Here is a 23,976-nt window from a genome sequence, read left to right as displayed (position 1 = left end):
ACCACACATGAAGTGAAACGCCATGTGTGGTCTTTTATGTATAGTCAAATATTACGAAGTCTCGCTAATTTTAGTTTCACTATGAGTGTTAGTAGAATTTCTTTTCTTAACTTTAAAGTGATAGTAAGTGTAGCAAAAGATGATAAATGGGACAGTGCAATAGATTCCAAGTCGTTGTTCTGGGATAAAAATAAGACTGATTAATATAATGCCATACAATCCAAAACCAAGAATTGGTACGAGTGGATAAAGTGGCGTTTTAAATTTTAAGTCTTCTAATTTTCCGCCGTCTGCTAAATAATGTTTGCGGAAAAAGAATTGAGAAACACAAATTGACATCCAAACAATAATGGTAATGACTCCGGAAATTGAAATGAGCCACAAGTAAACAGTTTCAGCAGCTACTACACTTGTCAAAAGAGAAAAAGCAGAAATAGCTATTGTCATGATTAAAGCGTTGAGAGGAATCCCACGTGATGATAATTTCTTTAAAAATGCTGGAGCCATTTCGTTTTTTGATAAAGACCAAAGCATTCGAGTAGCAGCGTATAGTCCTGAGTTTGCAACAGAAAGAACAGCAGTAAGAATAACAAAGTTCATAATATCAGCTGCATATGGAATACCGATATTATCAAAAACAGCAACGAATGGACTCTTTGTTAATCCAGCTTCTTCCCAAGGAATTAAAGCAACAAGAACAAAGATTGCTAAGACGAAGAAAAACATTGTGCGCCATATAATATTTCTAATAGAACGAGGTAAAGTTTTTGCTGGATCTTCACTTTCACCTGCTGCGATTCCGACAAGCTCTGTACCTTGGAAGGAATAATTGACTGTAACCATTGTTAATAGAATAGCTGCAAGTCCATTCGGAAATAAACCACCATGATTTACGAAATTTGAAAGAAGTGGAGCTGGTTCATCGCCTTTTAAATCAATAAAACCGAACATAGCGGCGCCACCAAGAATTATAAAAGCTATAATGGCAGATACTTTTATACTTGAAAACCAAAATTCTGTTTCTGCATAACTACGAGCAGATAATGCGTTAATAGTGAAGATGGTAACGCCAAATATTAAACACCAAACCCAAACAGGAATATCAGGAAACCAGCGCTGCATTGTAATACCGGCAGTTGTAAATTCAAGACCGGTCGTATTCGCCCAGCTTAACCAATACAACCATCCGATTGTAAAGCCAGTTGCAGGATTGATGAATTTAGTAGCATATTCCTGAAAAGAACCTGAAACAGGCATGGCTACAGCAAGTTCACCAAGACATAGCATAACGAAATACATTAATAATCCACCAGCAATAAAGGCAAGTACGGATCCACCAGGTCCAGCCTGACTTATAATAAAGCCAGATCCGTTAAATAACCCGGTTCCAATCACACCACCGAGTGCAATCATGAATAAGTGTCTACTTTTCATCGTACGTTTTAATTCATTGTTTGTATTGCTTATTTGCGCCATTGTTTTCCTCACTTTCGTAGTTGATAGAATAATGTTTGATGTTTTTCCGTATTATGGAATGTATTCCGTGATGTGAAATATTGTTATAATTTTCAGATAATTAAAAAGAAAAGTCAATATTTTTTTGTTTGCGTTTTCAATTCGTTGTTAGTGATATGTTTTTATTGTTAGAAAATTAAATAAATAGATTGATTTCATTTCGAATGTTTGCTAAATTGATAGTTAATTAAGCGTACTAACATATTACGAGTAAAGTTGAGGCGAGTTATGGTACAGTCCATTGATCGAGCGATAAGTATTATTAAATTATTGAATTCTACAAATGAAAAAGAGTATTGGGCTATTTCTGATATAGCTGATGGAACACAGCTCCCGGTTAGTACAGTACACAGATTACTTAACTCTCTAATGGAGCATGGGTTAGTTACACAAATTACAGAGACAAAACAGTACAAAATTGGACCAATGTGGATGGAAATAGGGTTGCGTCAATTGGAGAAGGTAGACTATAGATCTGTTGCAAGAGAAGTGATGAAACGTTTGGCTTCTGAAGTGGAAGAAAGTGTCTATTTGAATATTCCAAACGGAACACATTCTATTATCATTGAAAGAATTGATAGTCCTTTAAAAATTCGAGTTATCGATAATCTAGGAGAACAAATTCCACTTTCAATTGGTGCTGCAAATAAAACGATGCTTGCCAATATGAAAACGAATGAAATGGAACATATTGTAGAGTATTTACTTCCTTCATTACCAGAACAAAAGCAAATTCTTCTTAATCAAATAAAGCAAATAAAAAATGAAGGATATGCTGTCAGTTATGGTGAAAAAACAGAAGGGACAGCTTCAGTAGCTGCACCTATTATCGGATTTAATCATAAAGTAGTAGGAGCATTAAGTGTTGGGTTAATTAGTCATCGTATTAATGATGATCGACTATCTTTTCTTATTAGCAAGGTAAAACAAGCGGCTCATGAAATATCAATAAAAATCGGCAGTACATCAGAACTATAATTTTGATAGCTGTCGTCATTTTTTATTCATATAATGGAATTAGTTTTCATAATGCGGAAAATAGGGGGATTTATATGTCAAAGTGGCAATCAAAAGAACAATTGGTTCAATTATTAAGCAGTCTTGTTGAAATTCCTAGTATTACCGGTTCAGAAGCTGAAGTAATATTGCCAGACTTTGTTGTGGAACAATTATCTGACTTACAGTATTTCAAACAAAAACCGCACCATTTGCAAAAAAATCCGACAGGGGACGGACGATATTTTGTTACAGCACTAGTAAAGAAAAGCGATAGTACAAAAAATACTGTAATTCTAGTAAGTCACTTTGATGTTGTAGATGTACAAGATTACGGAATGTGGAAAGAAGATGCATTTAATCCTAAAAAGTTAACATCTATGTTTTATTCTCATAAAGATGAACTTCCAGACCATGTACGTGAAGATATAGAACATGGAGAATGGCTGTTTGGTAGAGGAACAATGGATATGAAATGCGGCCTCGCATTACAAATGGCAATGATTGAGCAAGCTTGCGAAGAAAGATTTGATGGGAATGTTCTTTTATTGGCTGTACCAGATGAAGAAGTAAATTCTGTAGGGATGAGGGCCGCTGTTCCGAGACTGTTAGATTTAGCAAGAGAGCATAACTTAGATTATAAAACGGTCTTAAACTCAGAGCCTATGTTTTCAAGACATCCTGGTGACCAAAATAAGTATATTTACACTGGCTCTATTGGTAAAGTGTTACCTGGTTTTCTTTGCTACGGAAAAGAGACACATGTAGGTGAACCTTTTGCAGGGTTAAATGGGAGTTATATGGCTTCATTAATAACAGCAGAATTAGAGTTAAACACAGACCTTTGTGATATTGTAGAAGGGGAAGCGAGTCCCCCGCCAACTAACTTACTTCAAAGGGACTTAAAAGAGGATTATTCTGTACAAATTCCGCATCGTGCAGTTACATTATTTAATTTGTTTTTATTAGAAAAATCAATGACAGATGTAGTTGCATTGTTACGTCAAAAAGTAACGAAAGTAGCAGAGAAAATAGAAGAGTCATATGAAAAACATGCATATCGTTTTTCTAAATATAATTCATTTATACCACCTAATCTCAAAGTAAATGTATTAACTTATGAAGAGCTTATCACATATGCAATTGAGCAACATGGACGAGAAAAAATAAATCATATTCAATCTAATATTATAAAAAATAGAGGAGATAAAGATGATCGTGCGGTAACCATTGATTTAGTAGATAAATTAGCGATTTTATGTAAAGAAAAGGCACCGATGATTGTACTTTTCTTCGCTCCGCCGTACTATCCAGCTGTGAGTTCACGCAACAATCCTTTAATAAAAGAGGTAGTTGTAGAAATGGAAAAGTATGCACACTACAATCATAAAATTACATTTGAAAACCAAAATTATTTTGGGGGGATTTCAGATTTAAGTTATGTAGGCTTGCAGTATCCACTGGATTCAATGAGTTCGCTTGTAGACAATATGCCATTATGGGATAAAGGTTATTCAATTCCGCTTCAGGAATTAGAAGAGTTTGATGTTCCAGTATTAAATATGGGGCCGGTAGGAAAAGATGCACATCAATGGACAGAACGTCTAGATGTAAACTACGCATTTGAAACGCTATTAGATATGTTACCGAAATGCATTGAAAAATTATTAGTTTCTAATAAAATTACACAATCATAGTAGGGAATAGGTAAGGGATAAAACAGAACCTGTAAAGAAGATTTGAATGAAATTATTTTAATATAATTAAAACTGAAACGGCCAAACTCAAGTATATATGAGTTTGGCCGTTTATCATGTAGTGAATTTCTAATTAAATTCATATGAATTCATAGCTAACGCGATCTCTTTTACAGTTTTACTTTTTAGTTTGACCAGATAGTTCAACAGACTTTTGCGTACAACGCTGCATAGCTGAAATAATCGCTGTTCTCAGTCCTTTTTCCTCTAATGTTGCTACAGCTTCTATTGTCGTTCCGCCAGGAGAACAAACCATATCTTTCAATTCACCTGGATGTATTCCTGTTTCTAGTACCATTTTTGCAGAGCCTAACACAGCTTGAGCAGCGAATTTATATGCTTGATTTCTTGGCATACCATCTAGTACAGCAGCATCTGCCATCGCTTCTATAATCATATATACATAAGCTGGTGAAGAACCACTTACGGATGTGACAACATCCATTAATTTTTCACTTACGATCTCTGTTTGACCAAAACTATTGAAAATGTTTAGTACATCTTCTAAATCTTTTTCTGTCACCATTTCATTCGGGCATAATGCAAACATTCCTTCTCCAACAAGAGCAGGAGTATTAGGCATTACCCTTACAACCTTTACTTTTTTATTAAAGGTATTTTCAGTACTTTCAATACTTTTCCCAGCAGCGATCGTAACGATGATAGCATCGTTTTTGATTACTTCTTTTATTTCATTAATTATTGACGCGTATAGGTCTGGTTTGATTGATAAAATTAAAATATCAGCATTTTTAGCTACTTCATTGTTGTCGGTAGTTGTAGTTAGCCCATATTTTTCACTAGCATTTTTTAAATTAGCAGTGTTTAAATCTGAACAAATAATTTGATTTGAAGACACTATATTTTTGTTTATCATTCCGCCAATCATAGCCATTCCCATATTTCCGCAACCGATGAATCCAATTTGTTTATCCATAATAACTCAATTTTGCTCCTTTTATAATCAATTATATCGGTTTGATATTATTTTCTTAGAATAAGAATAACATCCCTGTGCAATATAAAGAAACATTCTAAGAGAATATATTCCTTTTTGCAACACTAAAAGATAAAAATTAATTATATTCGACATTATGTAAATATATACACTATAATGTAAGGTTTTATGTTTATGAATATGAGTTAAACTTATATCATTTTGTATTTTTATTTAGTAGGGCGATAATTTCATACAAATAACTTGCGGCTCTATTTATTTTTAAAAATACCTCTTGACACCGAATCGAACTATATCGCATAATATAAAAAAATTAGATTGAAAATCGTTGAAGGGAACTAGTACATATGTCTTCTTGCGAAAGAGAGTGGAATTCACCGGCTGAAAGATTCCTCGTATAGAATATATCGAACCTATCCCTGAGTCTTAAATGAAAGTTTAGGCGTTCGCCTGCGTTATAGGCACCAAGTGGATATCTATGTATATCAATTAAGGTGGTACCGCGGAACAATGACCGTTTCGTCCTTTTTATTTTATTAAGGGCGAAGCGGTCATTTTTATTTTGCTCTTAAATACTTCATTGCAGCATTGATGAGAATAGATATAGTTACAAAGTGAATGAAGTGTAATTTATAAAAAACTTTGATTTTAGACTTGGGGGATAAAAAAGTGAAAAAACAACGAGTTGTTGTAAAGATTGGGAGTAGTTCCTTGGCAGATAGTCACGGAGGCATCTCTACAGAACAGCTTTCAGATCACGTTGCCGCATTGGCTCGGTTGAAAGAAGATGGGCACGAGGTTGTGTTAATTACATCTGGAGCCGTCGCTGCAGGTTTTTCAGCGCTAGGATATCCTAGCAGACCTGTAACGATTAAAGGGAAACAGGCTGCAGCAGCTGTCGGACAAAGTTTGTTAATGCAGGCGTACACCGAGGAATTCCGTAAATATGGCATCGTTACTGCGCAACTTTTGCTGACGAGAAGTGATTTTTCTAGAAAAGAACAATATAGTAATGCTTACGCTACGTTAGGAGAATTATTAAACCGCTCCGCTCTTCCAATTATTAATGAAAATGATTCCATCTCCTTAGAGGAGCTGACGTTCGGTGATAATGATATGCTGTCAGCTTTAGTAAGCGGGCTTGTTTCGGCGGATATGCTTATGATCTTTACGGATGTGAACGGGTTATATGACAAAAATCCTCAGAAAAATGCGGATGCAAAAAAATATTATTTTCTTCCTGAAGTTACGGAAGAAATTTCTTCTCTTGCAGGAGATGCTGGCTCAAAACTTGGGACTGGCGGTATGAAATCAAAAATCGATGCTGCAAAGACAGCGCTCTCTCTTGGTGTGAGTGTATTTATCGGAACAGGACGTGGACAGGAAAAGTTTGTAGATGTTTTGAAGGGTAAGGGTGATGGAACGTATGTTGGTAATGCTCCTCAAAAAGAAATGAAGATGAACAAGCAATGGATTGCCTTACATTCGCTTGTTAGCGGACAAATTGAAGTAGATGCTGGGGCAGCTACTGCCATCATTCAGCATGGTAAGAGTTTACTTCCAGCTGGTGTTACGAATGTATCAGGATTTTTCCAAGTGGGTGAAGTTGTAGAGGTTGTAACGCAACAAGGGCGCGTAATAGGAAAAGGACAATGCACATATAGTGCAGAGGAACTAAGAGATGTAAAAGGTATGCAAAGCCAAGATATTCAAGTAAGAGGCGAGAGACATAGTTATGAAGTCATCCATAGGGATCATTGGGTTTCACTTTAAAAAGGAGGAAATAAAAATGAATGAAGTGTTGGCAAAGGGGATAAAAGCAAAAGAGGTTGCTAGAGAGCTTGTGCTTAAATCTACAGAGCAAAAAAACGAAGCACTTTCCGCAATAGCTGATCAGTTAATATTAGAAACAGCTTATATTTTAGAAGAAAACAAGAGGGATATTGAAGAAGGTAAGGCAAAAGGATTTTCTGATTCACTCCTTGATCGTCTTCTGCTAACTGAAAATCGTATTATTGATATGACAGAGGGGATTAAGCAGCTAATTGAATTACGTGATCCTGTAGGAGAATGTGTAAGTGCATGGGAAAGGCCAAATGGACTATCTATTCAGGAGATGCGCGTACCACTTGGTGTTATAGGCATGATTTATGAGGCAAGACCGAATGTAACAGTGGATGCAGCTACAATTTGTTTGAAGACAGGAAACGCAGTCATATTACGTGGTAGTTCTTCTGCTATTCATTCTAATAAGGCCATCGTTGCCGTTATTCACAGAGCGCTCAAACTAACAAGCTTACCTCAAGAAAGCGTACAGCTTATAGAAGATACAACGCGAAATAGCGCGAAGCAGTTGTTTACAATGAAGGATTATCTAGACGTTCTTATTCCAAGAGGTGGCAAACAATTAATCGATACTGTTGTGAGAGAAGCGTCTGTTCCAGTACTTGAAACAGGTGCGGGAAATTGTCATATATTCATTGATGAAACAGCAGATAAACAAATGGCGTTTAATATTATTATAAATGCAAAAACACAGCGTCCATCTGTATGTAATGCAATTGAGACGATTGTACTTCATGAGAATTGGGCAGAGCAATATGGTAGCGAGTTGTTTTCTTCCTTGAAGGAAAGAGGAGTGGAGCTACGTGGTGATAATAAAGCAGTGGCGATTGATTCTTCTATCTTACTTGCGACAGAAGAAGACTGGGAAACTGAGTTTTTATCTCTCACACTAGCAGTGAAAGTGGTTTCCACTGTTGAAGATGCGATTCATCATATAAATACGTATGGATCTATGCATTCTGAAGCAATTATTACTGAAAACGAGGAAAACGTCAGCAAGTTTTTTACTTCTGTAGATGCCGCGGCACTTTATCATAATGCATCGACTCGTTTTACAGATGGATCCGAATTTGGATTCGGAGCGGAAATTGGTATCAGTACACAAAAGTTACACGTAAGAGGACCAATGGGGCTTCCAGCATTAACTTCTACAAAATATGTGATTCGTGGAAATGGGCAAATTCGAAAATAATAATAAAAGACACTCAATTGGCTTGGGTGTCTTTTATTATAAAAATTAATTACCATACAAATAGCCCAACGAGCATAGCACTTAATAAAGAAACAGCCATCCCGCTAACAAGAAGCTTCCAAACATTTTTACCGATGACTGATGATTTTTCTCCGCCAAATAATGAATTGTAAGTTCCGTAAATCATACCTACTGTACTAAAGTTAGCAAAAGAAGCTAGAAATGTCGTTGCAACCGCAACCGTATGCGGTTGTAGCGACTTTAAGTTTGATTTTAAATCCATCATTGCAACAAATTCATTCGTCGTTATTTTGATCCCCATTAATTCAGCTACATACATAGCATCACTGCCTGATAAACCGAGTAAAAATGCAAAAGGACTAAAGATAATGGAGAAGATTTTTTGAATTGTTAACCCCGTTACAAAAAATCCTAAAATCCCATTTAAACATGCTGTTAAAGCTACATAACCAATTACCATAGCTAAAATAACGATAACCATATTCATCCCAACTAACATACTGTTTGAAATAGTAGAAAAGAAATCCTTTTTTTCATGTTTTGAAGGTGTGTAAACAACGTCTTCTTCTTTCGAAACTTCCACAGGATTTAATACATTGGCTAAAATTAATGCGTTAATACAGTTTAATGGGATTGCGCTGAAAATATATGTTGCTGGAACCATTGATAAATAAGCACCAAGAATGGATCCGCTAACGCTACTCATACTCATAATTCCAAAAGTTAATAATCGATTTTCTTTTAAAACAGATAATTGATCCCGAACAACCGCAAGTGCTTCGGTGTTTCCTAAAAACATCATTTGAATCGAAAAGAAACTTTCTAACTTTGGTAAACGAGAAATCTTTGAAATAACTGCACCTACTTTATCAATAATCCAAGTTAAGATTCCGAAATAAGAAAGAATATCGAAAAAAGTAATAACAAAAATGATAGGAAGTAACGCACTAAAGAAGAAATCAATGTGCTGACTTTCCATAGCTGAAGGAAATGCAAATCGAATACCTTCATTCGCACATGCTAGTAGCCAACTGAAAAATGACGCAATTTTATTAATGATAATACTGCCGAGCTTTGTGCCTAACATAAACCACGTAATAAAAAGCTCCAATAGGATGAGAATTACAATTGGTCTCCATTTTATATGTTTTTTATTAGGCGAACATAAGAAAATGATTAATATGACAACGAAAATCCCTAACATATTCAATATGAAATACATGTCAACAACTCCTTGAGAGTTATTATTTGTATATAAAAAAGCATCTATTCTTCCAAATTTGGATTATGATTAGAAGTTATGAAGCATGTAAGTTATGTTAGGAATCAATGTATTTTAATTTGCTTTATTTTGAGCAATCGTAGTAATTACAAAACAAGTAGCTATTTTCAATTGTTTTGTTTCATGTTAAACGTAAGCAAATGTAAGCATCGCTTATAAATAAGAACGATGAGTTGGCCATGAACCTTGAAGTTTCCGAAGCTGTATAATTTGTCCTGTATGATAAGCATCATGCAAAAGGATATTCATATATTGTTGCCAAACTGGTAGAGAAGGACTTAGTTGATCTAGTTCTGCTTCTTGAAGGGCGGTTAATGAAGATTGTAAGGCATCATGTACTTGAAGCGTTCGCTTTACGGTTTGCTGCCAAGCGGCATCATCATTAGGTCCACCTTGGATAAATGTCTCATCATTATTTTGTGGAGCAACAAATGTGTCGTCTTCATGTAAGCGGGAAAGTAGGCGTTCTTTAAAGATTAATAAATGGTTCACATTTTCCCAAATCGTATTACTCGCAGCACCTTCTGGTTGCCAACATGCTTGTTCAACCGTAAGATTCTTTAACGCTTCTGATATTGGTGGGTACCATTCTTCTTCGTAAAAAACTTGTTGGACTCCATTTTGCAACATTTCTTTTCTTCCCATTCGTATAGCCTCCTGTTCATTTTTCTTAATAAAACCAATTCTCTTTTCTCTTCAATAAACCTTTTCTATAGTTGCACAAGAGGGTGAAAGACAACTTATAACAGAGCCATTAAAAAACTTCTTTTTAATATGATACTTAATAATCAAGGCTTTAATTAAGTCAGAATGAAAAAGAGTATAAACCTTTCTCTATTTGCTCATTGATTAGAGTTTTTTTGAAGTCGCAAAATAATTCTAAAAATATAGAAGGTTAAATTCGATAAAAATAGAATTAAATATATAGCAAACAAGGAGGGGATAAAAATGGAGGTCTATCACATAACGAGTAGAAAGAGGGAAACTTATAACGTTCAAGTGAAATATTCGATACTTTTCGAATGTGCGTTTGGCATTGCAGCAATTACTCATAAGCGGTTAATTGATACTCTTGAAAAGAGTCAAAATGAATGGGAAGAAATTAAGAAATCATTAACAGAAGAAATGAGAGAGCACTTACAATTTGTCGAAGAACATAATACGTGGAAAGCATTACTTCAGGTGTTGTATGAAGAAGACATGCAGGATGTATCGCAGTTTCATGCTAAAATCGATTCACTTTCAGAAGAAGATTTGAAGTATACATGTTTACCGTTTTTAGGGGAGAAATATGAGAAAAAAAGACGTTTAGCCGCAAGTAGAGATGGAACTGCAATACATGAGCTAAAGGAATTAACACATGATCATCAGTTTTTCTCTACGTACATTCGCTTTATATGTGATGTAGATGTACAAGTGCTGAAATCTCATTTAATCGCTGTAATGACAGGGTGGTATGAGAGTGTAATTAAGAGTGAGGAAGAAGAAATACTTTCTATATTAAAACGAGATTATGAAGCAAAAAATGAAATGAATAAAAAGATGAAGCCGGAAGAGTTTGTCGAGTGGGCGACTGGCGGAGTGAACTATATGCCAGAGCCAAGTGTTCATCACGTACTTCTTATTCCGCAAATGACGTACAGACCGTGGAATATTGAAGCAGATATTGATGATACGAAAGTATTTCATTATCCAGTTGCAAACGAAAGTATCCATCCTGAAGATCCATATGAACCGAATTATTTTTTAGTTCAAAAACATAAAGCTCTTGGAGATGAAGCGAGGTTACGCATTGTAAAAATGTTGTTCGAAAAAGAACGAACATTGCAGGAAATTACAGAAAGATTGCAACTTGGTAAATCGACTGTACACCACCATTTGAAATTGTTACGTGCAGCGAAGTTAGTGGATATACACGATGGAAAATATGTATTAAGAAAGAAAGCAGTACAGTCTTTAACGAAAGAATTAGATATGTTTTTGAATAGATAATTAACAACGAGAATGTACATAAAGGGAGGAATATAAAAGAAAAGTTGGTGTATGAAATTGAAAAATGTATTGAAAAATCGTTCGTTTTTTTTTATGTGGATTGGTAGTGCAATCTCAGAATTAGGAGGGGCTTTCGGAACGTTATGTAATTCAATTCTAGTATATGAGTTAACGGGATCAGAAATGGCTTTAAGTAGTATGTGGTTATTATATTTCATCCCATCACTCATACTGCAATTAATCAGCAGTCCGTTTATTGATAAATGGAGCCGGAAGTGGATTATGATTTTTTCACAATGGATACGAGCGTCCGTATTCTTATTACCTTTGGTGATGTTAGTTTCGGGTAGTATAGAAGTTTGGCACATTTATGTTGTTCAAATTGTAGTGGGACTTATTACACCACTTTATACACCTGCAAGTCAAGCCATTACACCGAGCATTGTAAGGAAAGAACAACTTCAAGATGCGAATGCGTACATTGATGGAATGACTCGCCTTATGATGTTTCTTGCGCCAGTATTAGGTGGAGTAGTCATTCATTTCATTGGAACAGAACTTACATTATCTTTCGTATGCATTTGTTTATTTGTTAGTGGCACTTTCTTACTTTATATAAAAGAAAATAGAACGTCGCAACCAATTCGGAAAACGTGGCTTGGACAGTTTCTTCACGGTTTTACATATTTTTTTACAAAACCAATCATCGTTTGGCTCGGTATATTTCTTACTTTCGTGCAGTTTGGAGTAGGGGTAACGATGGTCACAAATCTTCCTTATATAAAAGACGAGCTGTCAGCGGGATATGCAGAGTACGGTTATTTCATGGCAGGTTTTCCACTTGGCTACGTAATTGGCTCAGTATTAGTCGGAAAAGTAACATATAAAAGTCGGCGTATACTTATGCTTGGAGGATTGTTTATAGGGGGACTCACATACATTTCATTAGGATTCAATCATAGTATTATCATTGCAATAATAATTGAAGTAATAGCAGGGATTTGTATTGCATTTTTCAATGTTCATAACACGACAATATGCCAACAAACCGTGCCGAATAATATGATAGGACAAGTATTTTCAGTGCGATTATTTTTCATACGATCCGCTATGCCGTTAGGTGTGTTAGTAGGGGGCATATTGAGTGAAATGTGGGGAGTAAGAGCACTATACTTTATTATCGGTTCAATTATATGTGTCACTTCTTTAGTCGGAATCTTACTCCCATATTTCAAATTTTTAGATGAGGCGATAGAAGAGAAAACAGCATAATTCGAAAAATTTAAACTTTATAATTGAAAATAATTATCATAATCAACTATAATAGTAGTATTCGTATTACAATGAAGGAGTGGGATATATGTTTATCGAAACGAAAACATTTACAGTAAAAGAAGGTACATCAAATATAGTTGTAGAACGTTTTACTGGAGAAGGTATTATTGAAAAATTTGAAGGCTTTATTGACTTAAGTGTTCTTGTGAAAAAAGTAAGACGCGGCGACGAAGAAGTAGTCGTTATGATTCGCTGGGAATCTGAAGAAGCATGGAAAAACTGGGAAACAAGTGAAGAACACTTAGCTGGACATAGAGCGGGACGTGGTAAACCAAAGCCAGATCATATTATTAATGTGGATCATGCGGTTTATTATGTGAAATCATCGAAATCGGCTTATCAACAGTCGTAATATATAAGTAGAGGATACATGTTGTAGAAGCAATCATGTATCCTCTTTTTTATGACTGGGGGGATGGGAATGATAGGAAATCTTTCATTCATTTAAAAAACGTTCTAGGCTATGGAGAAAAGTATTAGACTTATAAAGCATAGTCTTAGACGGAACGCTTGAATATCTTACCTTGCATATTTAAGTGTTATGAAAATGAGTCTACATACCCTCTGCTTAAAAGGAGATGAAGTGAATGAAGTTAAATCATTTGAATTTATGTGTTGATGATTTATCAGAAGCGAGACATTTCTTTGAAACATTTTTTGATTTTCAATTTTTAGAGCAAAAGGGAAAGGCATTATTAGTAATGAGTGATGAGAGTGGATTTATACTGGTGCTAAGCGACCCCAAAGCATTTAAGGGGAATAAGGAAGTGATGTATCCAGAAGCTTTTCATATTGGTTTTTTAGTGGATACTTCAAATGAAGTTGATCAAGCGTATAATCGTTTAGTAGCAGGCGGCATTGAAATAGATAAGGAACCTTATTCGATGCGAGGTAGTAGTTATGGTTTTTATTTTACAGTATTTAATGGCTTATTAATTGAAGTGTCTTGTCTTGATTATAGAGAAGGTAAGAAAGTTTCAAAGCTTAATAGCGATCAACAAGAGTAATCATTTGAAGGTGTATAAAATTTAAGTATGTATCATATTAGAAGACGGATTAAGAAAGTTTCACTGTAAAGTAAAAAAGACAGACTAATAAATAGTCTGTCTTTTCACATTAATTCTTCACATCATCATAAAGTTCAAGTGCCTCTTTCACATTCAATCCATTTTTCACAATGCCATGTATTGCTTGGATCATCGCAGCTGGGTGCTCGGATTGCCATATGTTTCGGCCCATGTCTACTCCAATTGCTCCTTCTTGCAATGCATTGTACGTAATGTTTAATGCGTCTTCAATTGAATCTAGTTTTGGGCCGCCCGCGATGACGACTGGGGCAGGGCATGTGCTCGTTATTTTTTCGAATCCTTCGCAGTAATACGTTTTAATAATATCAGCACCCATTTCAACACATACGCGGGAAGCAAGTGCTAGAAAGCGAGCTTCACGTTTTTGTAATTCTTTTGCGACTGCGGTAATGCCGAGTACAGGTAGGCCGTAATCGTGAGCTTCAGAGACTACATTTGCGAGATTCGAAACAGTTTGTGTTTCATAGTCTGATCCGACAAAAACAGAAACGCCAACGCCAATTGCGTTTTGCTTCACTGCTTCTTTTACAGGTGTAACAATTGTTTCATTCGCTAAATCTTTACCGACGACAGTAGCGCCGCCAGATACACGCATAACCATCGGTGTGCTGCAGTTTTCAGGAATACAGGAGCTAAGTACACCGCGCGTTAAAAAGAGGGAGTCTGTATAAGGAAGTAAGTTTTTTACTGTTTCAAGTGGTTGTTCTAGTCCGTGAATTGGTCCTAAGAAATAACCGTGATCTATTGCTAACATAACCGCTCTACCATCAGGTAAAATTGTATTTAATCGATTTTTAAATCCCCAAGTCATTCCAAATCACTCCTTCGTTAATGTTGGATTTTCCGTTTGTACAGTATCTTTATTTGGTAAATGTGGTGACTTAATAAAAACAGCTTTAAAAGGTTTGTCAGAATGGTTAATAAGATAGTGAGATTCATGAGGACGAACTTGCAGGACATCACCTTGTTTAATTGGAACTCTTTCATTATTCACATAGAAATCTATTTCACCTTCTAATGCATAAAAGACCTCTTCGCACGTCGTATGATAATGGTTTTGAAACTCCTGGCCCGGTTGAATGACAACAAGGCCAAGATCAATATTTGGACCTTGTATTAAATATTTCGGCCCGTTATCACCGAAGCGATAGGAGAAGTCATTTTCATTCGCTTTTAACATACAGTTCACTCCTTTATGTAATGTGTTACAGTGCACCAGGCGCAATCCACATATGTGAGGTGAGCCCTTTATCAGCTAAAGCGAGCTGACTGTCATATACAGTTTTCCATGTTTCATAGAACTCTTTATATAGTTCGTGATTTTCAGTAACTGGTTTGAATGTTTGCTCCCACTGTACAAACTCTTCGGCAGTTTCTTCCATAGATGAATATATGCCAGCACCAACTCCAGCAGCAATCGCAGTTCCTAAAGCAGCTGCTTCTTTCACAACAGGTACTTTTACAGGAATACCGAGTACGTCTGATAGAATTTGTGGCCATAGTTTTCCTTTAGCGGCACCGCCAGCAAAAATAACTTCAGAAGGGAATGTGCCAGTTAGATTTTTTATTAATTTTAAGTTTCCAAGTGTAATGAAGGCTGCATTTTCTTCAATAGCACGAAACAGTTCTTTTTTTCCGCATTTGTCAGCGTCTAAACTTAAATTTAAAAAAGAAGGTGCGGCATGACGCCAAGAAATGTAGTTCATAACGTTTGAAAAAGTAGGGATAATGCCATGTGAACCGACAGGTACGTCTTTCGCTTGTTCTTCTAGTAATTCATAAGCATCTACACCGAGTTTATCAGCAAGTTTCTTTTCTTCTTGGCAAAAAGCGTCTCGAAACCAGCGCATAACGAGACCTGGGAAAAAGGCGATTGTTTCATATTGCCATAGGTTCGGAACAACGTGACAATTTACTCGAATCGCAGCATGTGGATCTGTTATTGGCTCAGTAACATTCACTTCTTGTTGCCAAAAGCTACCCCCGCATATTAACGTTTGATTCGGTTTCACGATTCCTGTTCCGAGCGATGCCATTTGAGCATCTCCACCCCCGGCGACGACAGGAATCCCTTCACGTAATCCAGTTAATGCTGCACACTCTTTTGTAACGTTGCCAATTACTGTACCAGCTTCATTTACTGTTGGTGAAAATGGCAAAGATAGACCGCACTCCTTAGCGACATCGTTATCCCACACTCTATTTTGTAAGTCAAAAATACCTGACGTGCATCCGTTTGAGGGATCAATTTGTAGTACGCTGCTTACTTTATATAAAATCCAATCGTTTAACATTGTAAAAGAGTGAATATTATTATAGACGTCGGGTTCATGTTTTTTTATCCAGAGTAGGCGTGGTAAAGCACCTAATGAAAAAGTTTGACCAGACTTTGTATATAAATCTTTTTCAAGATGTGACCGAATTTCTTTTAATTCACTAACTTCGACGGATGCGCGCCCATCAACATTTGCACACGCCCATATTTCTTGCCCATCTTGATCATATAAAACAAATCCTTCTCGCATACTTGTAGCGCTAATAGCAAGAATAGAAGAGGCAGGAGTGTTGCTTTTTTGAAGCACCTCTTTCGTACATTCTTGTACTAGCTTCCAATTTTCTACTACATCAAAGTTCATAGAGCCTGGATAACGAAGGTCAGATTTGTGAATCCATTCTTTTTGACTTACTGCAATTTGATTACCATGTAAATCAAAAAGAACTGCTCGAATGCTCCCTGTACCAGCATCGAAAGCTAATAAATGGGACATTAACAATCACCATCCTTTCGTAATAAGGAGAGGGCAGTTTCCTCATCGGTAATTAATGAATGAATAAACTTTCCTTTTAAGGCACCATAAATTGCATCTATCTTTTCAGTACCTCCAGCAACACCGACGACATGCTTCATATTGCGCAAAATAGAGAGGGGCGTGCCAATTAGACGATTGTGATGCGAGAGCTCTAATAAATCGCCATTTGTATTATAAAACTGTCCTAAAATATCGCCAGCACCGTTTTGACTACGAATATATGTCATCTCACGTAGTGTTAATTTTTCTTCTTTTACAATCGTAGCGTCTTGAGATAATCCCCCAATACCGACAACAGCCGTATGAGCAAGTGAAGCGACTTGAAGCATATCTTTTACACTCGGTTCTGATAGAATACTTTGTGCCATTTCGGTTGTAGACGCTAGAAACGGCGTAGGGATAATGTGAAGCTCGCCTTGCATGTAGTGTAAATAGTTTTGTTTTCTCGGGAAATAGTGATTTACCCCGCCTGTGAGCGTTACGATTGAAAGGTTGATAGAACTTTCAAAATGAATGTTTTCTAGCATTTTGCTAATTGTTTCTCCCCAGCCAATACCGAGTAAATCGCCTTGCTGGAGATGAGTTTCTAAATATTGTGCAGCAGCTTTTCCGAGAGAAGCGTGATAATTGTTTACTGGGGTAGGGATAATAAAAGCATCTTTTAAGTGGAATTTTTTCATTAGGTCACGCTCAATACTTAAACAGTGCAAACCAGTCCCTTTTACGTGAAATGTAACGATACCTTCACTCCGCGCTTTATCTAATAACCGGACGACTTTATTTCTTGAAATATGAAGAAGTGACGCGATCTCCTGTTGTGTTAATTGGTCTTTATAATAGTACCAAGCTACTTTAGTTAATAAATTTTCTTCAAAGTTCAGCTGAGTCATACTCTTCATCCCTTTCAACAATTGACCACAGCTTAAACATATGTACCATATATTTTGTTTATTCCAGTTGAAACGATTAATAGTACGTAGAAAAAAGTGTTCTAGATATAAAAAAAGGAATATACAATGCTACAAAACAAGTAGAACAAATAATCATTTTCTCAAAAAATGTTCTGGATAAAGGCAGGTGACATCATGTGGAGAACGTACCTTTATTACAAGTAAAGAAAATGAGTAAGGCGTTTTTAAATCAACTTGTATTAAAAGAAGTGAACTTACAAGTAGAGCGCGGAGATATATACGCTTTAGTGGGGGGAAATGGCGCCGGGAAATCAACATTAATGAAAATATTAACGGGGTTATATTCGTATGATGATGGAGAGATGTATGTAAAAGGAATGAAGCAACAGTTTTCAAATCCATCAGAAGCACACCGAAAAGGTATTTATTTAATACCGCAAGAACCACTCATTTTTCCGCATATGACTATTGAAGAAAATATATGTATCGGGTTAAAAGAAAAGAAAAAGAAACTAAAAGTACAGATTCAGCAATTGATTAGCAGCCTAGGATGGGATATTGACCTTAATAAACTAGGAGGAACATTATCGATTGCGCAACAACAGTTAGTAGAAATCGTTAGAGGATTAATAAGAGAAGCTGAGATTCTTATTCTAGATGAGCCAACATCGACATTAACAACACACGAAATTAAGAGTCTTTTTGTGTTGATGAAAAGTTTACAAGAAAAAGGAATTGGGATGATTTATATTACGCATCGTTTTCCAGAAATCTTTGAAATTGCCAACAAAGTAGCAATACTACGTGATGGAATGGTTGTAAGCCAAGGTGATGTATGTGACTATACATATGACATGCTGATGGAGGGACTATTGCCAAAAGGATATAAACAGAAAGAGAAAATAGAAGTAGTTCAAGAGACAGTAAAGACGAAAAAAATATTAGAAGTGGTTGATATAAATGGTCACGCATTCGAGAATATATCATTCACTGTACATGCGGGTGAGGTTGTAGGTGTTGCTGGCATTATAGGATCTGGCAGAACGGAATTAGCAGAAGCGATATTTGGATTGAAAACTATAAAATCAGGGTCTATCTTATTGGGTGGAAAATCAATTGATACGTGTTCTTTGCATAAAAGGCTAGACGAAGGACTAGTTTATGTGCCAGAGGATAGGGCGAGGAATGGAATTTTCTCAATTGCTTCTGTTAAAGAAAATATTGCAGCAGCAAGTTTATATCAAAATAATCGCTTTTTTATAAATCAAGAAAAAGAAAGCGCTTTAGTTAATTCGTTTATAGAACAGTTCCGAATTGTTGTACAGAATATGAATAAAGAACTGGCATCTTTATCAGGAGGTAATCAGCAGAAGGTCGTGCTTGCGAAGTATCTTGCATGTAATCCTAAAATTATTATTCTTGATGAGCCGACTCGCGGAATTGATGCGAAAGCAAGGCTTGAAGTGTATGAGACGATAAAAAAAATGAAAAGGGAAGGACTCGCAATTTTATTAATCTCTTCAGATGTTGAAGAAATTGTCCAATTAGTAAACCGTGTATATGTAATGAGAAATGGGCGATTTGTTTCTCATATGGAAAAAGAACAACTGAGTGTGAATGAAGTTACACGCCTTGCATACGGAGGTGTAGCGGAATGAAACATATGTTAAAAGTGCATGAAACGTCTATCATACTGTTACTACTAATTTATATAGCTATTGTAGGAATGATAAACCCTAGTTTTATTCAATTTAACTCGTTATCTTTACTGATGAAATCAAGCGTTATTTTAGTGGTGCTAGTAATCGGTCAATCGTTCGTCTTATTTACGAAAAATATAGATGTATCAGTTGGTTCAAGCATGGGGTTAAGTGCAGCAGTTTGCGGAATGATGTTAACGAATGGGTATAGTGCATTCTTGTCGATATTTGTAGCTATTATACTTGGGGCCATTATTGGTTTCGTAAATGGTATTGGAGTTGCGAAGTTTCGGGTACCAGCCATTATTATGACATTAGGCATGTTAGGAATTATTAGAGGTACAATGTTAATTTTCACAGGCGGGAAGTGGATTGAAGATATTCCAAACGATTTTAAGCAGCTGCCATCTATCATCATTCTTGGTTTACCTATAACTGTATGGTTCGTTCTTATTATTTTACTACTACTATACTTCTTTTTAAGAAAAGTGCCATTGGGAAGATACTTTTATGCGGTAGGTGATAATGAAGATGGCGCGAGGCTTATTGGTATACCTGTTAATAAAGTGAAGATATATGCGTTTATGATTTCAGGCATAAGCGCTGCGATCGCTGGTTGCATATTTGTTATGAATATCGGTTTCGTGCCAAATCAAACAGGTACAGGATTAGAATTACAAGTAATCGCAGCCGCTGTACTAGGAGGAATTCACTTAAAAGGAGGAACAGGATCTTTATTTGGAGCTGCATTAGGAGCGTTATTTTTAGAAACAATAAGTAGCTCACTCGTCTTTTTAAAAATACCAGCATTTTGGAATAATGCTATTTCAGGTTTTTTATTATTACTTATCATCATATTAGATAGTGTTATGAAAAAGTGGAAGGCAGAAAGGAGGATGAATCTATGAAGTATGTATATAGATGGGAAGGGGTTCTAATTGTATTACTTCTTGTAGAATTCATCCTTTTTAGTTTAATAAATAGTGATTTCTTAAATATTAGTAATCTCCTTTTTAGTACAAATGATTTCTTATTTATCGCAATTGCGGCGATACCAATGACTTTTGTTATAGTAACAGGAGGAATTGATGTATCGATCGGCTCAATAATGGGGCTCACTTCGATCTTAATCGGTGTACTTTGGATGAACGGAATACCTATTTTGTTTGCTGTTATAATCGCCCTAATAATTAGTTGTTTAGCAGGCGCTTTAAACGGACTGATTATAAAAATGACGGATGTAGAACCACTCGTCGTTACACTCGGAACGATGTTTTTATACGGGGGAATTGCCCTCGTCATTTCAGGAGGGGCAGGTGCTTCTGGGTATGAAGGAATAAGCGGTTTACCAGACGTATTTGTACAACTGGCAAATGGTAGTTTTATAGGAATACCGAATTTATTATGGCTACTGATCGTATTAACAGTTTTATGTACTGTATTATTTCATCGAACTATATACGGGCGCCATGTAAAATTAACAGGTGCGAACGAAAATGCAGCAAAATACACTGGGATTAAAACGAAAAAAGTAGTCATTATTGCTTACATACTTTCAGGGTTAGGAGGTGGATTAGGAGGCGCTTTCTTAACTGCCTACTTCGGTTCCGCACGTGCTGATATGGGAAGTGAAACAATTTTACCAATCATTACAGCAGTCGTCTTAGGCGGTACACTTATTACAGGCGGAAAAGGAAGCATTATTGGTACTGTACTGGCGAGTATTTTCATTGGGCTCATGCAGTATGGCTTGCAAATGACGGGTTTAACAAATGAACAATCCAATGTAGTAATAGGTATTATCCTTATTCTTTCAGTTATTATGAGACATTTCAAATTACATCAATTCTTAGCGGAGAAAAGAAAGAATTTGCATAAGGGGGAAATGTCATGAAGAGAAAACTGGGGATTGTATTGATTGTATGTATTTGTTTAATCGGTTTAATTGCGTGTTCTAGTCAAACGGCAGATAAGAAAAAGGTTGATGATGTGAAATTTGCATTTATTCCGAAATTAACAGGGGTTGGTTTCTTCACATCGGGTGGTGAAGGGGCAAAAGAGATGGGAGATAAGTTAGGCGTGCAAGTGAAGTATGATGGACCGTCTGAAGCGAGTGTTTCAGGGCAAGTTAAATATATAAACAATTTCATTAATCAAAACTATGATGCACTTATGGTTTCATCTACGTCAGTGGATGGGTTATCGCAATCACTGCAACGTGCTAAGAAAAAAGGGATGACGGTGTTAACATGGGATTCTGATGTGAATCCGAAAGATCGTTCTTTTTATATAAGCCAAGGAACACCAGACCAACTTGCTAATTTATTAATAGAAATGACTTCAAAGCAAATTGGAGATAAAGGAAAAGTAGCCTTCTTTTATTCTAGCCCGACAGTAACGGATCAAAACCAATGGGTAACGAAAGCGAAAGAAATTATTAAAAAGAAATATCCGAACTGGGAAATTGTAACGACGCAGTACGGTGAAAATAATGCGCAAAAGTCTTTGTCAGTAGGAGAGAATATTTTAAAAACGTATCCTGATATTAACGCAGTCATTTGTCCAGATGCAACGGCACTTCCGGCAATGGCACAAGCAGCTGAAAATTTAAAAATGGATAAAAAGGTTGTCGTAACTGGCTTCTCTACACCAAACGTTATGCGTGATTACGTAAAACGAGGAACAGTAGCACAATTTGGTTTATGGGATGTAAAACAACAAGGTGCTCTCGCAACGTATGTAGCAAATGAAATTGTTGTAAAAGGGAAGAAGTTAAAAGTAGGGGATAGCTTCGAAGTAAAAGGAATTGGAAAAGTGAAGGTAGAGCCAAACTCCATTCAAGGATATGATTATGAGGCAGAAGGGAATGGAATTATCGTATTACCAGAACGAGTTGTATTTACGAAAGATAATATTGATAAGTATAATTTTTAGTAGACAAAAAAACGTCCGAATATATCGGACGTTTTTTTATTTCTTCATTAATTATGAACAGTTTCTTTTTCGTTTAATCCAAGTGTACGACCAGTAGAAGTGTGAAGATCTTGGAACAATCTTGGATTTTCAGTTAGTGAAATGCCATATGAAGGAATCATTTCTTTTATTTTTTCTTCCCATTCTACCATGCGGCTTGGGAAACATTTTTCTAATACTTCAAGCATGACGTGAACAGCAGTAGAAGCACCTGGTGATGCGCCTAGTAATGCGGCGATTGAGCCGTCAGCTGCACTTACTACTTCTGTACCAAATTGAAGTGTCCCTTTACCGCCAGCATCAGTATCTTTAATTACTTGTACACGTTGCCCAGCAACTACAATATCCCAATCTTCACTTTTCGCGTTCGGAATGAATTCGCGTAATTCTTCCATACGTTTTTCATGTGATAACATAACTTGCTGAATTAAGTATTTTGTAAGTCCCATTTCTTTTACACCAGCGGCTAACATCGTTAAGACGTTATTCGGTTTTACAGAACCGATTAAGTCAAGATTTGAACCTGTTTTTAAGAATTTAGGTGAGAAGCCTGCGAATGGTCCAAACAGTAAAGCTTTTTTATTGTCTATATATCTCGTATCTAGATGAGGTACAGACATTGGCGGAGCACCAACCTTAGCTTTACCGTACACTTTCGCATGATGTTGCTCTACAACTTTTGGGTTTTTACATACCATAAATAGTCCACTTACCGGGAATCCACCGATATGTTTTGATTCAGGGATACCAGTCTTTTGAAGTAGAGGTAGGCTACCGCCACCGCCGCCAATAAAGACGAATTTAGCAGTATGATGCTCAATTTTACCACTATTCATATCGTGTACTTTTACTTCCCACAAACCATTTTTCGTGCGCTTAATATTTTCGACACTATGCTTGTAGTTTAGCTCGACATTTTTTGTTTTTAAGTAATCAAACAACATACGTGTTAATGCACCGAAGTTAACATCTGTTCCAGAGTCAATCTTCGTTGCCGCCATCGGTTCATTAGATGTGCGGCCTTCCATAATGAGTGGAAGCCATTTTTTTAATGTTTCAGGAGCATCAGAAAATTCCATTCCTTGAAACAGTGGATTTTTTGAAAGCGCTTCAAAACGGTTTTTTAGAAACTCAACATTTTTTTTCCCTTGTACTAAACTCATATGAGGTAGTGGCATAATAAAATCTTGTGGATTACGAATTAATTTGCTCTTTACAAGATATGCCCAAAATTGTCTTGAAAGCTGGAATTGCTCATTCACTTTTACAGCCTTACTAATATCTATAGATCCGTCAGCTTTTTCGGAAGTATAGTTCAGTTCGCATAGCGCAGAATGCCCTGTACCTGCATTATTCCATTCGTTAGAGCTTTCTTCCCCGGCACTTGCGAGTTTTTCAAAAACTTTAATTTCCCATTCTGGTGCTAATTCTTTTAGTAATGAGCCTAACGTTGCACTCATAATTCCTGCACCAATTAAGATAACGTCTGTTTTTTGCTGCATGTTGCTCATGATAATCTCTCCATCCCCTATATTGGCAAAAAAGTGTAGGTGTTTTCTATGTCTAAGCCGTAAAAGAGAAACACCGCCTAGGCCCCACCT

Annotated in this window: 21 protein-coding genes and 1 other annotated feature; of the genes, 12 read left to right on the top strand and 9 right to left on the bottom strand. The window is 36.3% G+C overall.

The window, feature by feature from the left end; all coding sequences use genetic code 11:
* Positions 1-51: 51 nt before the first annotated feature.
* The gene (locus tag V6946_RS15605; protein ID WP_006924536.1) at positions 52-1,476 is read right to left on the bottom strand and encodes an amino acid permease; all 1,425 of its coding nucleotides are present in this window, start codon (positions 1,474-1,476) and stop codon (positions 52-54) included.
* 267 nt (positions 1,477-1,743) lie between these two features.
* On the opposite strand from V6946_RS15605, the gene V6946_RS15600 reads away from it, so the two are divergent.
* Both V6946_RS15600 and V6946_RS15595 read left to right on the top strand, forming a co-directional pair.
* Complete coding sequence (locus V6946_RS15600) at positions 1,744-2,493, top strand: IclR family transcriptional regulator (protein WP_006924534.1); 750 nt, start codon at positions 1,744-1,746, stop codon at positions 2,491-2,493.
* Between the two features lie 74 nt (positions 2,494-2,567).
* On the top strand, positions 2,568-4,208 hold the full coding sequence (locus tag V6946_RS15595; protein ID WP_006924532.1) for a M20/M25/M40 family metallo-hydrolase: 1,641 nt from the start codon (positions 2,568-2,570) through the stop codon (positions 4,206-4,208).
* Between the two features lie 178 nt (positions 4,209-4,386).
* Here V6946_RS15595 and proC read toward each other — a convergent pair whose 3' ends face one another.
* On the bottom strand, positions 4,387-5,205 hold the full coding sequence (gene proC / locus V6946_RS15590) for a pyrroline-5-carboxylate reductase (protein ID WP_366981452.1): 819 nt from the start codon (positions 5,203-5,205) through the stop codon (positions 4,387-4,389).
* A 340-nt stretch (positions 5,206-5,545) separates the two neighbouring features.
* Positions 5,546-5,756 (top strand) — a binding site (T-box leader).
* A gap of 139 nt (positions 5,757-5,895) precedes the next feature.
* On the opposite strand from proC, the gene proB reads away from it, so the two are divergent.
* Complete coding sequence (gene proB, locus V6946_RS15585) at positions 5,896-6,999, top strand: glutamate 5-kinase (RefSeq protein WP_006924529.1); 1,104 nt, start codon at positions 5,896-5,898, stop codon at positions 6,997-6,999.
* 16 nt (positions 7,000-7,015) lie between these two features.
* Positions 7,016-8,263 carry a glutamate-5-semialdehyde dehydrogenase gene (locus V6946_RS15580; RefSeq protein WP_001006608.1) on the top strand — a complete coding sequence of 416 codons (1,248 nt, stop codon included), beginning with the start codon at positions 7,016-7,018 and terminating at the stop codon, positions 8,261-8,263.
* 49 nt (positions 8,264-8,312) lie between these two features.
* Here V6946_RS15580 and V6946_RS15575 read toward each other — a convergent pair whose 3' ends face one another.
* Positions 8,313-9,506 (bottom strand): NupC/NupG family nucleoside CNT transporter, encoded by a 1,194-nt coding sequence (locus V6946_RS15575; RefSeq protein ID WP_000273596.1) that lies wholly within the window; start codon positions 9,504-9,506, stop codon positions 8,313-8,315.
* 213 nt (positions 9,507-9,719) lie between these two features.
* Positions 9,720-10,211 (bottom strand): DinB family protein, encoded by a 492-nt coding sequence (locus V6946_RS15570; protein WP_000532733.1) that lies wholly within the window; start codon positions 10,209-10,211, stop codon positions 9,720-9,722.
* Positions 10,212-10,514: 303 nt separating this feature from the next.
* Here V6946_RS15570 and V6946_RS15565 point away from each other — a divergent pair, with 303 nt between their 5' ends.
* The 4 genes from V6946_RS15565 to V6946_RS15550 all read left to right on the top strand — a co-directional run bounded on the left by V6946_RS15565 (position 10,515) and on the right by V6946_RS15550 (position 13,900).
* Positions 10,515-11,558: a metalloregulator ArsR/SmtB family transcription factor gene (locus V6946_RS15565; RefSeq protein ID WP_366981453.1), complete on the top strand. Its 1,044-nt coding sequence runs from the start codon at positions 10,515-10,517 to the stop codon at positions 11,556-11,558.
* 51 nt (positions 11,559-11,609) lie between these two features.
* Positions 11,610-12,830, top strand: coding sequence for an MFS transporter (locus V6946_RS15560; RefSeq protein WP_139849567.1), 1,221 nt, complete (start codon positions 11,610-11,612; stop codon positions 12,828-12,830).
* A gap of 88 nt (positions 12,831-12,918) precedes the next feature.
* Entirely contained in the window at positions 12,919-13,245 is a 327-nt protein-coding gene (gene hmoA, locus V6946_RS15555; RefSeq protein WP_000469498.1) for a heme-degrading monooxygenase HmoA, read from the top strand.
* 235 nt (positions 13,246-13,480) lie between these two features.
* Positions 13,481-13,900 carry a VOC family protein gene (locus tag V6946_RS15550; protein WP_000773073.1) on the top strand — a complete coding sequence of 140 codons (420 nt, stop codon included), beginning with the start codon at positions 13,481-13,483 and terminating at the stop codon, positions 13,898-13,900.
* A gap of 109 nt (positions 13,901-14,009) precedes the next feature.
* Here the strand turns inward: V6946_RS15550 and lsrF are convergent, their stop codons facing one another.
* The 4 genes from lsrF to V6946_RS15530 are packed head-to-tail and all read right to left on the bottom strand — an operon-like array spanning position 14,010 to position 17,681.
* On the bottom strand, positions 14,010-14,792 hold the full coding sequence (gene lsrF, locus V6946_RS15545) for a 3-hydroxy-5-phosphonooxypentane-2,4-dione thiolase (protein WP_000219772.1): 783 nt from the start codon (positions 14,790-14,792) through the stop codon (positions 14,010-14,012).
* Between the two features lie 6 nt (positions 14,793-14,798).
* Positions 14,799-15,161 (bottom strand): cupin domain-containing protein, encoded by a 363-nt coding sequence (locus V6946_RS15540; RefSeq protein WP_000909986.1) that lies wholly within the window; start codon positions 15,159-15,161, stop codon positions 14,799-14,801.
* 25 nt (positions 15,162-15,186) lie between these two features.
* Entirely contained in the window at positions 15,187-16,749 is a 1,563-nt protein-coding gene (lsrK, locus tag V6946_RS15535; protein WP_366981454.1) for an autoinducer-2 kinase, read from the bottom strand.
* Positions 16,749-17,681, bottom strand: a complete 933-nt coding sequence (locus V6946_RS15530) for a sugar-binding transcriptional regulator (RefSeq protein WP_006924517.1) — start codon at positions 17,679-17,681, stop codon at positions 16,749-16,751. The genes lsrK and V6946_RS15530 overlap by 1 nt, the downstream gene beginning before the upstream one ends.
* Before the next feature lie 197 nt (positions 17,682-17,878).
* Here V6946_RS15530 and V6946_RS15525 point away from each other — a divergent pair, with 197 nt between their 5' ends.
* The 4 genes from V6946_RS15525 to lsrB are packed head-to-tail and all read left to right on the top strand — an operon-like array spanning position 17,879 to position 22,336.
* Complete coding sequence (locus V6946_RS15525) at positions 17,879-19,360, top strand: sugar ABC transporter ATP-binding protein (RefSeq protein ID WP_006924516.1); 1,482 nt, start codon at positions 17,879-17,881, stop codon at positions 19,358-19,360.
* Positions 19,357-20,310 (top strand): ABC transporter permease subunit, encoded by a 954-nt coding sequence (locus tag V6946_RS15520; protein ID WP_366981455.1) that lies wholly within the window; start codon positions 19,357-19,359, stop codon positions 20,308-20,310. The genes V6946_RS15525 and V6946_RS15520 overlap by 4 nt, the downstream gene beginning before the upstream one ends.
* Entirely contained in the window at positions 20,307-21,296 is a 990-nt protein-coding gene (locus tag V6946_RS15515; RefSeq protein ID WP_000878526.1) for an ABC transporter permease, read from the top strand. Before V6946_RS15520 ends, V6946_RS15515 begins: the two co-directional genes overlap by 4 nt.
* On the top strand, positions 21,293-22,336 hold the full coding sequence (gene lsrB / locus V6946_RS15510; protein ID WP_000823665.1) for an autoinducer 2 ABC transporter substrate-binding protein LsrB: 1,044 nt from the start codon (positions 21,293-21,295) through the stop codon (positions 22,334-22,336). The genes V6946_RS15515 and lsrB overlap by 4 nt, the downstream gene beginning before the upstream one ends.
* Positions 22,337-22,383: 47 nt before the next feature.
* Here lsrB and V6946_RS15505 read toward each other — a convergent pair whose 3' ends face one another.
* A complete protein-coding gene (locus V6946_RS15505; RefSeq protein ID WP_006924506.1) occupies positions 22,384-23,886 on the bottom strand; it encodes a malate:quinone oxidoreductase in 1,503 nt (500 codons plus the stop codon).
* Positions 23,887-23,976 lie beyond the last annotated feature (90 nt).

Source organism: Bacillus sp. PPSBB_2, assembly GCF_045291115.1.
Classification (GTDB): Bacteria; Bacillota; Bacilli; order Bacillales; family Bacillaceae_G; genus Bacillus_A; species Bacillus_A cereus.
Note: the sequence above shows the minus strand (reverse complement) of the source record. Positions and strands in the feature narration are given on the sequence as shown.

Excerpts from the sequence above, each read along its gene's own strand:
- V6946_RS15605 (WP_006924536.1), bottom strand. The coding sequence starts at position 1,476 with ATGGCGCAAATAAGCAATACAAACAATGAATTAAAACGTACGATGAAA.
- V6946_RS15600 (WP_006924534.1), top strand. The coding sequence starts at position 1,744 with ATGGTACAGTCCATTGATCGAGCGATAAGTATTATTAAATTATTGAAT.
- V6946_RS15595 (WP_006924532.1), top strand. The coding sequence starts at position 2,568 with ATGTCAAAGTGGCAATCAAAAGAACAATTGGTTCAATTATTAAGCAGT.
- proC (WP_366981452.1), bottom strand. The coding sequence starts at position 5,205 with ATGGATAAACAAATTGGATTCATCGGTTGCGGAAATATGGGAATGGCT.
- V6946_RS15580 (WP_001006608.1), top strand. The coding sequence starts at position 7,016 with ATGAATGAAGTGTTGGCAAAGGGGATAAAAGCAAAAGAGGTTGCTAGA.
- V6946_RS15575 (WP_000273596.1), bottom strand. The coding sequence starts at position 9,506 with ATGTATTTCATATTGAATATGTTAGGGATTTTCGTTGTCATATTAATC.
- V6946_RS15570 (WP_000532733.1), bottom strand. The coding sequence starts at position 10,211 with ATGGGAAGAAAAGAAATGTTGCAAAATGGAGTCCAACAAGTTTTTTAC.
- V6946_RS15565 (WP_366981453.1), top strand. The coding sequence starts at position 10,515 with ATGGAGGTCTATCACATAACGAGTAGAAAGAGGGAAACTTATAACGTT.
- V6946_RS15560 (WP_139849567.1), top strand. The coding sequence starts at position 11,610 with ATGAAATTGAAAAATGTATTGAAAAATCGTTCGTTTTTTTTTATGTGG.
- hmoA (WP_000469498.1), top strand. The coding sequence starts at position 12,919 with ATGTTTATCGAAACGAAAACATTTACAGTAAAAGAAGGTACATCAAAT.
- V6946_RS15550 (WP_000773073.1), top strand. The coding sequence starts at position 13,481 with ATGAAGTTAAATCATTTGAATTTATGTGTTGATGATTTATCAGAAGCG.
- lsrF (WP_000219772.1), bottom strand. The coding sequence starts at position 14,792 with ATGACTTGGGGATTTAAAAATCGATTAAATACAATTTTACCTGATGGT.
- V6946_RS15540 (WP_000909986.1), bottom strand. The coding sequence starts at position 15,161 with ATGTTAAAAGCGAATGAAAATGACTTCTCCTATCGCTTCGGTGATAAC.
- lsrK (WP_366981454.1), bottom strand. The coding sequence starts at position 16,749 with ATGTCCCATTTATTAGCTTTCGATGCTGGTACAGGGAGCATTCGAGCA.
- V6946_RS15530 (WP_006924517.1), bottom strand. The coding sequence starts at position 17,681 with ATGACTCAGCTGAACTTTGAAGAAAATTTATTAACTAAAGTAGCTTGG.
- V6946_RS15520 (WP_366981455.1), top strand. The coding sequence starts at position 19,357 with ATGAAACATATGTTAAAAGTGCATGAAACGTCTATCATACTGTTACTA.
- V6946_RS15515 (WP_000878526.1), top strand. The coding sequence starts at position 20,307 with ATGAAGTATGTATATAGATGGGAAGGGGTTCTAATTGTATTACTTCTT.
- lsrB (WP_000823665.1), top strand. The coding sequence starts at position 21,293 with ATGAAGAGAAAACTGGGGATTGTATTGATTGTATGTATTTGTTTAATC.
- V6946_RS15505 (WP_006924506.1), bottom strand. The coding sequence starts at position 23,886 with ATGAGCAACATGCAGCAAAAAACAGACGTTATCTTAATTGGTGCAGGA.